The 12478-nt window shown below is 39.7% G+C and carries 10 protein-coding genes; all 10 read left to right on the top strand.

What is annotated here, in order from left to right:
• Positions 1-102 precede the first annotated feature (102 nt).
• Entirely contained in the window at positions 103-1209 is a 1107-nt protein-coding gene (gene tssA / locus GW828_RS01775; protein WP_124015786.1) for a type VI secretion system protein TssA, read from the top strand.
• Between the two features lie 41 nt (positions 1210-1250).
• Entirely contained in the window at positions 1251-1751 is a 501-nt protein-coding gene (gene tssB / locus GW828_RS01770) for a type VI secretion system contractile sheath small subunit (protein ID WP_124015787.1), read from the top strand.
• Positions 1751-3244: a type VI secretion system contractile sheath large subunit gene (tssC, locus tag GW828_RS01765; RefSeq protein WP_182697093.1), complete on the top strand. Its 1494-nt coding sequence runs from the start codon at positions 1751-1753 to the stop codon at positions 3242-3244. The genes tssB and tssC (GW828_RS01765) overlap by 1 nt, the downstream gene beginning before the upstream one ends.
• 51 nt (positions 3245-3295) lie before the next feature.
• On the top strand, positions 3296-4831 hold the full coding sequence (tssC, locus tag GW828_RS01760; protein WP_182697094.1) for a type VI secretion system contractile sheath large subunit: 1536 nt from the start codon (positions 3296-3298) through the stop codon (positions 4829-4831).
• Between the two features lie 14 nt (positions 4832-4845).
• Complete coding sequence (locus GW828_RS01755; RefSeq protein ID WP_124015789.1) at positions 4846-5634, top strand: type VI secretion system accessory protein TagJ; 789 nt, start codon at positions 4846-4848, stop codon at positions 5632-5634.
• A gap of 6 nt (positions 5635-5640) precedes the next feature.
• Positions 5641-6132 (top strand): type VI secretion system baseplate subunit TssE, encoded by a 492-nt coding sequence (gene tssE / locus GW828_RS01750; protein WP_371697234.1) that lies wholly within the window; start codon positions 5641-5643, stop codon positions 6130-6132.
• A complete protein-coding gene (gene tssF, locus GW828_RS01745) occupies positions 6129-7958 on the top strand; it encodes a type VI secretion system baseplate subunit TssF (RefSeq protein ID WP_124015790.1) in 1830 nt (609 codons plus the stop codon). The genes tssE and tssF overlap by 4 nt, the downstream gene beginning before the upstream one ends.
• Positions 7955-8962 carry a type VI secretion system baseplate subunit TssG gene (tssG, locus tag GW828_RS01740; protein WP_273057016.1) on the top strand — a complete coding sequence of 336 codons (1008 nt, stop codon included), beginning with the start codon at positions 7955-7957 and terminating at the stop codon, positions 8960-8962. Before tssF ends, tssG begins: the two co-directional genes overlap by 4 nt.
• Before the next feature lie 19 nt (positions 8963-8981).
• A complete protein-coding gene (tssH, locus tag GW828_RS01735; protein WP_273057018.1) occupies positions 8982-11588 on the top strand; it encodes a type VI secretion system ATPase TssH in 2607 nt (868 codons plus the stop codon).
• Positions 11589-11961: 373 nt separating this feature from the next.
• On the top strand, positions 11962-12441 hold the full coding sequence (locus GW828_RS01730; protein ID WP_124015793.1) for an Hcp family type VI secretion system effector: 480 nt from the start codon (positions 11962-11964) through the stop codon (positions 12439-12441).
• Positions 12442-12478: the final 37 nt, after the last annotated feature.

The raw sequence follows: 12478 nt of genomic DNA, 5'->3' as shown, positions 1-12478 counted from the left end.
TATCTTATTTTAGTTCTATTAAAGACTATTAAGTATTGTTTTTGAAGTTCTATACTTTTATTATTGCACATTAAATCATTTTTATTCAGGGATTGAATTAGATTGAGTAAGCTAAAGAATTTAACTATCGATGAATTAATTCTTCCCATTACCATTGATGCGGAATCTGGAGTTGATCCTCGCGAAGATATTAGTCCAACCTCAACGTATTATTTACTTAAAGACGTGCGCAATATTGCACGCTCTAAAGAACGAAAAGCGTTAACCGATGAAGAAGATGTGTTATCCGTCTCGGTTGAGTGGCGACCGATATTTGAGCAAGTTCCGAATATTTTAAAACAACAATCAAAAGATATCGAATATGTTGCTTGGTTTATCGAGGCTGCATGTCGATTACATGGGTTCAAAGGATTGTATTTTGGTTTTACCCTAGCAGCAGAATTAATCGAGCGCTATTGGGACACGCTTTATCCCACTCCAGAGCCAAATGATTTAGCGGAGCGAATTGCACCGCTGATTGGTTTGAATGGTATCGAAAGTGAAGGTTCCCTAATTCATCCAATAAGAACGATCCCTATCACCGATGGCGGAATTGTTTACTCGACTTGGCAATATGAACAGGCGCTAGATACAAGTCGCTTAGATAAAGATAAGCAAGAAAAGCGCTTCGATTCTGGTTCAGTCTCACTTGAAGACGTCGAGCAGAGCATCAAGGAAACCTCCGACAGTTTCTTTATCGAGCTTGATCGCGATGTACAAAATGCTATGAGTGCATTTAGCCGTTTGTCGGCTTCAATGGATGACGCGATGAGCGGTGATCCACAACCGACGAGTTATATTCGCAAAGCGTTAGAAGCCTGTGCACTGCAAATTAGTTCAATTACAGCACCAATAATTGCAAAGAATAAAGCTAACTTAGCGCAAGAACAACAGATTGACGAACAGCAAGACGGTGATACTACTGCTCATCATTCAACGCCTTCAGGTGTTGAAGGACAACTTAATTCTAGGGCACAAGCTATTAGTCATCTTGAGACGATAGCGGACTTTTTTCGACGTACTGAGCCACATTCGCCAATGTCTTATGCTATTGAGCAAGTCATACGCTGGAGTGACCTAAGTTTGCCCGAGTTATTACAAGAATTAATCCAAGATGGTGAAGCAAGAAATGGCTTTTTCAAGTTATCTGGAATAAAAACGGAAGAATGATCTGTAGTTGATTACTCAACATATTATTGAAAGGAGTTCATATGAGTGTACATGATAAATTAAAGCGAGTAAGAAAACCCCGTGTCCATATTACCTATGATGTCGAAACCGAAGGTGCTGTAGTAAAAAAAGAGCTGCCTTTTGTTATTGGTGTTACGGGTGATTTTGCTGGTCACAACACCGCAGATTTAAAGCCATTAAAAGACCGCCGTTTTGTACAAATCGACCGTGATAACTTTAATGATGTGTTAAAGCGTATGAGCCCTAAGTTAAATATTTTAGTGCCTAATACTCTTGCCGGCGATGATTCTGAAATGAATGTAGCATTAGAGTTTAATAGCATTGAAGACTTTGAACCTGCTGCCATTGTTAATCAGGTTGAACCATTAAGAAAATTAATGGAAACCCGTAACAAACTTCGTGATTTGATGACAAAAGTTGATCGCTCTGAGAATCTCGAAAATATCTTAGAAGAAGTGTTAAATAACACTACCAGCCTAGACAAGTTGGCTGGTGAACTTAACCTCAAAGGAGCGGAATAATGAGCATGGAAGCCGCGTCATTAGATGCTGTATCTGAAGAGCAAGCACAGAGTGTTTCTATTTTAGAGCAAGCTATCGTTGCTACAAAGCAAACCGATTCTTCTCGTGCAGAAGAATTAATTCGTTCGTTAACCGAAGAAGCCCTTAAAGGTACTGTTCAGTGGGATAAAAACCTCACTGTGACATTCAATAAGGCTATTAATCGTTTAGATGACGTTATCTCTAAACAATTAGCTTCAATTATGCACAATGAAGAACTGCAAAAACTTGAAGGTAGCTGGCGTGGTTTGCACCATACCGTTAAAAACTCTGAAACCAACGAAACACTTAAAATTCGTGTAATGAGTTTGTCTAAAAAAGAACTGCATAAAGATTTAAGTAAAGCGGTTGAGTTTGATCAGAGCCAAATGTTTAAAAAGATCTATGAATCAGAGTTTGGTACTCCGGGTGGCGAACCTTATGGTTGTTTAGTGGGTGATTATGAATTTACTAATCATCCAGAAGATGTTGAATCATTGTCATTAATGTCTAATGTTGCCGCTGCTGGTTTCTGTCCATTTATTTCGGCTGCAGGTTCATCTTTATTTGGTTTTGATGAGTGGACTGAACTGAGCAAACCTCGCGATCTTGAAAAGGTATTTGAATCTCTAGAATACACTCAGTGGCGCTCTTTCCGCGACAGTGATGATTCTCGCTTCGTGACTCTAACTATGCCTAGAGTGCTGGCTCGCCTTCCTTATGGCTCAGCGACCAAGCCTGTAGAAGAGTTTTGCTATGAAGAGTTTGAAATAGACTCAGAAAGTGGCCGTTCTAAAGTGGCTGATCATAATGATTATTGTTGGATGAATGCGGCTTACGTTATGGCTACCAATATGGGCCAAGCATTCAGTAAATATGGCTTCTGTACTGCTATTCGCGGCGCCGAGGGCGGTGGTAAGGTTGAAGGCTTGCCTGCACACGTATTTACCAGTGATGACGGTGATCCAGATTTAAAGTGTCCAACGGAAATTGGTATTACTGATCGCCGTGAAGCAGAGTTAAGTAAATTAGGTTTCTTACCTCTTTGTCATTATAAGCATACTGATTATGCCGTGTTCTTTGGTTCTCAGTCATGTCAAAAACCAAAAATAATGACAAGCCATGATGCTACCGCTAATGCTGCAATTTCAGCACGTTTACCTTACTTAATGGCAACGTCTCGTTTTGCTCATTACCTTAAAGTGATGGCCCGCGACAAAATTGGTAGCTTCATGGAAGCAGAAGATGTTGAGTCTTGGTTAAATCGCTGGATTTTATCTTTTGTTAATGCATCTGAAGGTGGCGGACAAGACATTCGCGCTAAGTATCCATTGGCTGACGCTAAAGTTGTGGTGAAAGAGATCCCTGGTCAACCGGGCTCATACAATGCCGTTGCCTGGTTACGTCCTTGGTTGCAGATGGAAGAGCTTACGGCGTCTTTACGTTTAGTCGCAAAAATCCCTAAAGTAGGATAATCACCCGCTAACGCAGTGACCCTCATTTGTTTTCAAGGATAGAAACAAACGATGCCTCAAGAAACCATTTCATTTGTAACAAGTGAAATTTTCAAAGAAGATACTGGAATTAAAAAGCCAGTATCTTCAACGACAAAGGCACTAAAAAATAAACACTTAGTCGAACGATTCTTACGAGAGTCGGATTCGACTAGGTCGTTATTGCTTTGGTTAGAAAACTCGAGCCATTCGCTGACTCAATTTGATAAAACCTCCGTATTACCTTTTCTGCTTAAGGCTATTGATCGTATCGATAGACAGCTAGAACAACAACTCAATGCCATCATTCATCACAATGCTTTTCAAGCTTTAGAGGCTAGTTGGCGTGGGGTATTGTATTTAGTTCAACAGCAAGATTTACATGACAAAGACCAGAAAGTAAAAGTTAAAATGCTCGATTGTTGTTGGACAACACTGTCTAAAGACATTAATCGGGCGATTGAATTTGATCAAAGTGATTTTTTTAAACTGATTTATAACAACGAATATGACATGTCTGGTGGCGAGCCCTTCGGCACGTTAATTGGTGATTATCAAATCACCCATAAGAACCGCCCAGGTGTGTCCACCAACGACATTGATATTTTAAAAGAAATTTCGCGTACTGCTGCGGCCGCATTTGCGCCATTTATCACTTCTGCCAGTCCTTCATTATTTGGTGCAGATGACTTTGCTGATTTATCTGCTCATATGAACATGGGCAAAATTTTTGAGCAGCATGAGTATATTAAGTGGAACTCGTTACGAAAAATGGATGATTCTCGCTTTATTGGCTTAACTATGCCCAACATCCTAATGCGTTCCCCTTATCTTATCGATGGTAGCCGCAGCGAAGGTTTTAAGTTTAAAGAATCGATTAAAAATCCCAAAAAAGACCATTTATGGGGTAATGCTGCTTATGCCTTTGGTGGTGTATTAATCCGCGCATTTAGCGAATCAGGTTGGTTTGGCCATATCCGCGGTTTAGAACCCGGTGCGCGTAAGAAAGGCCTAGTATGTGACCTTGCGGTCAGTCAATACGAGCCAGATTTATATCGAAAACGCAAGAAACCTTCAGTGGATTTGTTAATCAGTGATAGGGCTGAAAAGTCGATTTCTGATCAAGGTTTCATCCCTTTATCTCCAGTATCAGGTTGTGAACACTTAGTGTTTTACAGTAATGCCTCTGTGCAGAAACCACCAAAATATGAACAACTTGAAGATAATATTAATGCAAAACTATCCTCAATGTTGCAGTACATTTTGTGTGTATCTCGTTTTGCCCATTACATTAAAGTGTTAGGCCGTGAAAAAATTGGTTCACTTCATTCTGCCGAAGCTTGCCAGCGCGAACTGCAATTGTGGCTGCACAAATATACCACCGCTTCAGACGTATCTTCAGATGATGTAAGAAGTAAATATCCGCTGCGAAGTGCCCAAGTTCAAGTAAAAGAAATGCGCGGTAAGCCCGGGCACTTCTATTCGATTATTCAGTTACAACCTCATTTTCAGTTAGATCAAATGGTGTCCAGCATTAAATTGGTCACTGAGCTGACATCAAGAAATTAACACAAAGGTATCAAATGAAAAAGATTCAAGAAATGCTGCAAAATGGCCAGCTACAAGAAGCCATTCAGTTAGTTGAGACACAGCTAAAAGACGACCCAATGAACATTGATTTAAAAGGTCAACATATTGAGTTGTTGTGTATTAATGGTGAGCTTGAACGGGCTGACAAACAGTTAAACTTTTTAGTGCAAAAACACCCTGATTTTTTAATCGGTGCAGCTAACTTACGTCAGTTGATCCGAGCAGAACAAGCCAGAATTGATTTTATGGCAGGCAAAGCTGTACCTCAGCTTTTTGCTGAATCTGATGCTTATGTTGCAGCATTAATGAAGTTACGTTTAGCGATGGTCGACTCCCAAGATGATGTGACTCAATGCGCCAATAGTCTTGAAGATTTACGTCCGCAAGTCAGCCTGCTTATAAACGATAAAACCAATCAAGAAATAAGAGATCTTGATGATACCTTAGGCGGTTTTATTGAGATTTTCGGTACTGACGGTAATTTCTATTTAGCTCAGTTATCTGAAATCGATTACATCAACTTTAAGCCGGTGACTTCGCTACTGGAAATGGTTTGGCGTCGAGTTGATCTAGCGATTAAAGATGGACCGTGTGGTGAAGCGCATATACCGATGATATATGCAGGTAGCGAAACTGATGCTCAAAAATTGGGACGAGAAACTGATTGGCATGAAGTTGCTACTGATGTGATTGCTGGCAAGGGCTTAAAAATGTGGCTCGCTGATGATACTGCAGTCGTACTCAATCAAATTACTAAAATATCCACCCCAGTCTTGCAGTAGGCGATAGTGTTGAGTAAAAACCAGCAACCCATAATGGCATCCATTCTTGACCGATTGATAGATGATTCGCCCGGTGAACAGGATGTCAAAGATAGCCATCGAGGCCTTAACTTACGTCAGTTAAGGTCTAATGTTCGTCGTGATTTAGAGAATCTTCTTAATGCTAAATTACAGTGGCAAACTTGGCCGGAACATTTAACTGAACTTGACAATTCATTGATGAATTATGGTTTGCGTGATTTTTCATCCATGCCAGTAGCGAGTTTAGACGGTCGACAGATCCTCTGTAAACAGGTCGCCGATACCATAAAGCGATTTGAACCCCGTTTTATCGAAGTGATGGTTGAGACGGTCGATAATGAACAGCCTTTGGATCGTGTTTTAAGATTAAAAATCAATGCACTGCTTTATGCAGAACCTGAGCCTGAATATATTACATTTGACTCAGAGGTTGAGCCGGTCCATTTAGCGATGATAGTGAATGAGGGAATTGTGTGAATCAGGAATTATTGGAGTATTACAATCGTGAATTGGCTTTCATTCGTCATATGGGGGCCGAATTTGCTGAGCAATATCCTAAGGTTGCAGGTCGTTTACGATTAAGTGATGAGCATGTTGAAGATCCTCATGTATCACGCTTAATTGAAGCATTTTCTCTGCTCACCGCACAAATTAGACAGAAACTTGATGATAGCTTTCCTGAACTCACTGAAGCGCTATTAGGTCAATTGTACCCTGATTATCAAGCGCCTATTCCGTCAATGACGGTGATTAAGGTGACGACTGAAAACTTATCGACCACAGGGGTATTATTGCCCAGGCTAACGCAAGTCGATACTCAAGTTGAGGGGATGAAATCCTGTCATTTCCAAACGTCATACGACATGAAGTTATGGCCTATTGAAGTTCAACAGGCTCAGTTTCAAAATGCACCGTTTAATGCGCCTGAACCTCAGTGGCCAGAACGGGCAAAGGCAATAATCAAGCTGGATATCGCGTGTGAGTTTGACGAAATTAGTATGCCAAGCCTTGGTGTAGATAAATTACGTTTTTTCTTAAATGGCCAAGACCATCAAACTTTTCAACTTTATCAATTACTGTTTGAGCATAGTCTGGGTTTTGCCTTAGTTAACGAGCAGCAAACTGTGTGCAAATTTTTAACTAAACGGCACTTAAAAGCCGTTGGATTTGAAGATGAGCAACAAGTTATTCCTTATAGCCAACGGACCAGTTCTGGTTACCGGTTATTGCTGGAGAATTTTATTTTCCCTGAAAAATTCTTATTTTTTGACATAGATGATTTAGAGGGAAGTTGGCAAGGAATAGACAGTAAGTTCTCACTGTATATTTATTTAAAGGAAGGCTCTCAAGATTTAGAGAAGCAAGTGAGTGCAAATCATTTTCTACTCGGTTGCACTCCAGTAATCAACTTATTTGAGCAAAAATTAGAACCAGTAAGTATCGATGCTTCGCAATACGAATATAAATTAGCTGCTCGTTATTCTGACTCTGAAGTGACTGAGATCATCAATATCCAAGAGGTTATTGCTTATGATCCGAAAGACAATAAAGTTGAAGTCACACCATTTTATGGCGAATCACATCCGCAGTACCTTGGTCACAATAATTTATTTTGGCATGTTAGAAGAGAGTCGGCGAGTTGGTCAGGGGGCTATGCTGAACTAGGAACTGAATCATTTTTATCTTTAGTTGATCATAATTTTAAAGGCTTTAAGTCGGAAGATGATTATGGCGCTTGGATATTAAGTATTACCGCTCAGTGCAGTAATCGAAATTTACCGGCCCATCTTCCGTTTGGCAACAATGAACCGAAAATGTTTGTCCCTGAACGCGCTGATATCATCAAGCATGTAAAATGTTTGCTTGCGCCAACATTACCCGTTCGCGCATCCCTTAGTGACGCTTCTCGATGGCAGTTAGTGACTCATCTATCAATTGACAGTTTTAGTGGAAAAGATGCACTTCATAATTTAAAAGAAACCCTTAAATTATACGATTTTAAGTGTTCACCAGAAAATAAAAATTTAATCGAGAATATTCACTTTGTTGAAGTCACTCCTGATACTGCACGAGTCAACCAACATGGTCGGATTAGCTTTTGCAGTGGCAGCCATATTGAAATAACCTTTATTAAAGATCATTACTCTGGCAGCGGAGTGTTCTTCTTTTGCACAATATTAGATCACTTCTTTGCACAATTTGCTGCAATCAATAGTTTTACCCGTTTAAGTATGCGCTTTAAAGACCATAATTCAGTCGCTTATACCTGGCCTGCACGTTCAGGACAAAGGCCGTTGTTATGACCCAAAATGCGATGCATCATCAGTTGCAGGCCATAATTGAAGCGCCCTCTGAGCATGATTTCTATCAAGCTGTTTATCAGTTTCAACAGCAGTTATCTCAAGGTCGCGAGCAAGGCTTTAAAGTTGGTTACGATACGATTCCAAGCAAAGAGCTGTTGCGGTTTAAATCAGATCAGCACCTTGGTTTTCCGGGGCAAGCCATCAGTAAAGTAGAGGCTAAACATACCAGTCAAAAGGCTAAAGTTGCCGCTGATATGCATATATCATTTATGGGGTTGACTGGGCCAAGCGGGGTATTACCTTCGCACTATACTGAGTTAGTCTTAGAGCGTTTACGTCATAAAGATAGCGGTATGCGTGATTTTTATGATTTATTTAATCATCGAATTATTTCACTATTTTATCGGTCATGGGAAAAGTATCGCTTCTCAGCTAACTATCAATCCCATGAAGATGGCGCTACGGATAGTTTTACTCATGTTTTGAGTTTACTCAGTGGTAATAAATCATTAAACCGCTATTACGCTGGTTTTTATCATAATAAAACTCCTACGGCAGAGTCATTACGAAGCATGTTGAATGACTTTACTGGCTGTAATGTCCAAGTTTGTTCTTTTCAAGGTCGTTGGCAATCTCTGGCTAAGACAGAGCAAACCCGATTGGCTAGTCGAAGCATGCTAGAAGGCCAATATGCGCGTTTAGGTATCGATGCCAGTATTGGCAGCCGAGTATGGGATATCAACTCCAGTATCAGTATTCATATTAAGCCTAAAGAAGGTGCGTTGGTTAATGCATTTATGCCAGGGACAGCAAATTGTAAATCACTTAAAAAACTGGTCTCAAGCTATTTAGGTCAGTCAGTCAAATATAAGATTTTTCTAGAAATAAAACAAAAAGATGCACCGAAAGCACAATTATCCAAGTCTGCAATTGGCTTGGGGCTTGGTTGTGGTTTGATCAGCCGTGCAGAGTATGGTGAGCAAATAAAAAGCTTAATGATTTAATTAATAAAGGACTATGAATATGTCAGCGATGACTTTGAGTAAATTGGTTGGAAAACTTAATCCAGTATGTCGACAATCTTTAGAAACTGCTGCCAGTGTATGCCATAGCCGCAGTCAATTTAGTGTTGAAATTGAGCACTGGTTACTAGCATTATTAGAAAATGGTTCTGGTGATTTAGACATCATCATGGCCAGTTTTTCAGTGCAAAAAGATCAGTTGATCAACGACATTCGTCAGGGATTAGAAAAATTTAAAACGGGTAATAGTGCGGCTCCGAGTCTATCGCCACACATTGTCAGTTTATTACGTCAAACCTGGTTAAATACCAGCATTGAATTTAATGATAATGAGACCAGAACGGCCTATCTTATTTTTACGTTATTGACGGATGATTCGTTAAACTCCTTAGTATCACGCTCTGCTAAACAGTTACTCAAAATCGACCCTGCGCAGCTAAAACATGCTTGGCCACAACTTGCGCGTCAATCTACAGAGCATAAAGTGTCGAGTACCGATATTGAAGAAACTCAGGCAATGCAATCTGCGCCAAGCAAAACACCAAATCTAGATCAATTTACGCAAAACTTAACCGAACAAGCTGAATTAGGCAAGATTGATCCTATCCTTGGTCGTGATAATGAAATAAGGCAAATGATCGATATTTTAACTCGCCGTCGTCAAAATAATCCTATTTTAACCGGTGAGGCCGGCGTCGGTAAAACAGCCGTAGTGGAAGGTTTAGCACTTAAAATTGTTCAAAAAGAAGTGCCAACTGCATTGCAGAATGTCCGTATTCATGTGCTGGACTTGGCTTTATTGCAAGCTGGAGCTGGTGTAAAAGGTGAGTTTGAAAATCGTTTAAAAGCGCTTATTAACGAAGTTAAACAATCGGTTAAACCAATAATTTTATTTATTGATGAAGCACACACTATGATCGGTAGTGGTGGACAAGCAGGGCAAAATGATGCCGCTAATTTATTAAAACCCGCCTTAGCCCGCGGCGAATTACGTACTATTGCGGCAACAACCTGGGCTGAATACAAAAAGTTTTTTGAAAAAGATGCAGCCTTGACTCGTCGTTTTCAGGTTGTAAAAATTGATGAGCCATCTCCTCTACAGGCGATTGCAATGATGCGAGGACTATTACCTGTAATGGAAGGCCATCATAAGATTCTGGTTTCAGATCAAGCGTTATGTGCCGCGGTAAATTTATCTCATCGTTATATTACTGGACGTCAGTTGCCAGACAAAGCCGTGAGTTTATTAGACACAGCTTGTGCCCGTGTGGCTATGAGCCAAGCATCGACACCGGGAATGGTTGAGTCCTTACAGCGACAAATTCAGCAACTCGATACCCAGATTAATATTCTCACTCGCGAACAAAAAACCGGTGCAGATCATAAAAAATCCATTACTGAATTAACCAAGAAGCATAAGTTACTCTCAAAAGCACTTGAGCCATTAATGATCCAGTGGCAGGAAGAGTTGAGCACGGTGAAGAAAATTGCTGATTTAGTGACGCAAATCCAATCATCACAGACTGATACTGTTGCTCAATTACAGGAACTGACAGAGTTGAAGGCTAATTTAGCTGTCAATAAACAGCCTATGGTGCATTGGCAAGTTGATGAACAACTTGTTGCCGAAGTGATTTCCGACTGGACTGGGATTCCTGCAGGAAAAATGCAAAGTGATGAAATTAAAACGATTTTGAACTTGAAAGAAACCATGTCTAAGCGGGTTATCGGGCAAGATCATGCATTAGATTTAATTGCGAAAACGGTACAAACGTCGCGCGCCCAATTAGGTGATGAAAAACGCCCAATCGGTGTGTTTTTGCTGACGGGACCTAGCGGTGTAGGAAAAACTGAGACCGCACTAACCCTAGCAGAGCAAGTTTATGGCAGTGAAGATAATGTCACCGTTATCAATATGTCAGAGTTTAAAGAAGAGCATAAAGTATCCCTACTATTAGGCTCACCTCCTGGTTATGTCGGCTATGGCGAGGGTGGAGTATTAACCGAAGCTGTTCGCCGTAAGCCCTATAGCGTTATTTTATTGGATGAAATGGAAAAAGCGCATCCTGGTGTTCAAGATATTTTTTATCAGGTTTTCGATAAAGGTATGATCAAGGATGGAGAAGGGCGAGATATCGACTTCAAAAATACTATTATCATTATGACCTCAAATGCTGGAACTGAAACCACCATGGGGTTGTTTGAAGATGAACAAATTGCGCCCTCTATTACTGGTTTGCGTAAGGCGCTTCAAGATGATTTATTGGGCTACTTTAAACCCGCATTTTTAGGCCGCTTGAATGTGATTCCTTATATTCCTCTTACTCAATATATGCTTAATGAGATCACGAAATTACAATTACAGCGAGTTGCCCATCGCTTAGCAGAGCATTATCAAGCTAAGTTCACTTACAGTGATGATGTCGTTAGCCAAATCGTGTCTATGTGCCAAGATGCCGGTTCTGGCGCTCGAAATGTGCACAATATTTTACAGAATACAATGTTGCCAGATCTTTCTGTTAAGATTTTAAACAATATGGCGAATAATAAAAAAACAACTAATGTAAAAGTTAATGTCGTAAAAGAAGAATTTGTATATAAAATTTAGGTAAACATAAAGGGTATATAACCGGAAATATAAATAATCATTTAGTATTATTAATTAGATTTTCAACATTACATTTGAGGTCTATATAATAAGGTATATACCCTTTGTGATGTTATGTAGTTATTACTGATGTGATAATAACTATATAATATTTATATTTTTTATTTATCTAAACGATTAGTTGATTATCAAAGAACCTTTGATATAATCCTCATGCTTAATAATGAGGACTCACTATATTTAAATGAATAATACAGTTATGTATTATTTGTCGATATGTGCATTTTTAATAAATTGAAATATTAAGTTTGAATTGTTGAACTTATAAAACTGTCCATTAATGGATGACATCCACGCAAAAGGAGCATTAATAATGCAAGCGAATACATATTTAAACTATGAAGGGATTAAAGGCGAAACCACTGCTGAAGAATTCAAAGACATGATTACTGTGTTATCAGTCGATTGGAATATTAGCCGTGAGATCAGTTCTTTCACTGGTACTGCTAAAGACCGTGAAGCAAGCTCTACTCGTTTAGGTGACGTTACCATTACTAAATTGCAAGATAATTCTTCAACTGACTTGTTCAAAGAAGCAACTATCGGTAAAGGTAAAAAAGCGGTTTTTCACATCACTAAACAAGGTGACAAAATCGAAGAAATCATGCAAATCGAATTAACCGATGCAATGATTTCTAGCTACAGCGTTTCAGTTCATGGTGACCGTCCAGTTGAGACTATCACTATCAGTTACACTGAAATGATGATGGCTGTTACACCTACTGATGACAAAAACAACATTACTGCAGCGCTACGTTATGGCTACAGCGGTGTTAAAGGTCAACAAATGTAAGTTGTTTGTGATCTTAAATCTTGGGGGGAACTTGTTT

It is taken from the genome of Shewanella vesiculosa (assembly GCF_009994065.1).
Taxonomy (GTDB): Bacteria; Pseudomonadota; Gammaproteobacteria; order Enterobacterales; family Shewanellaceae; genus Shewanella; species Shewanella vesiculosa.
This window is presented reverse-complemented; position numbering and strand designations above follow the sequence as displayed.

Bases quoted from the DNA above. Each gene is read 5' to 3' on its own strand.
- GW828_RS01755 (WP_124015789.1), top strand. From the start codon at position 4,846: ATGAAAAAGATTCAAGAAATGCTGCAAAATGGCCAGCTACAAGAAGCC.
- tssC (WP_182697093.1), top strand. From the start codon at position 1,751: ATGAGCATGGAAGCCGCGTCATTAGATGCTGTATCTGAAGAGCAAGCA.
- tssC (WP_182697094.1), top strand. From the start codon at position 3,296: ATGCCTCAAGAAACCATTTCATTTGTAACAAGTGAAATTTTCAAAGAA.
- tssG (WP_273057016.1), top strand. From the start codon at position 7,955: ATGACCCAAAATGCGATGCATCATCAGTTGCAGGCCATAATTGAAGCG.
- tssH (WP_273057018.1), top strand. From the start codon at position 8,982: ATGTCAGCGATGACTTTGAGTAAATTGGTTGGAAAACTTAATCCAGTA.
- GW828_RS01730 (WP_124015793.1), top strand. From the start codon at position 11,962: ATGCAAGCGAATACATATTTAAACTATGAAGGGATTAAAGGCGAAACC.
- tssB (WP_124015787.1), top strand. From the start codon at position 1,251: ATGAGTGTACATGATAAATTAAAGCGAGTAAGAAAACCCCGTGTCCAT.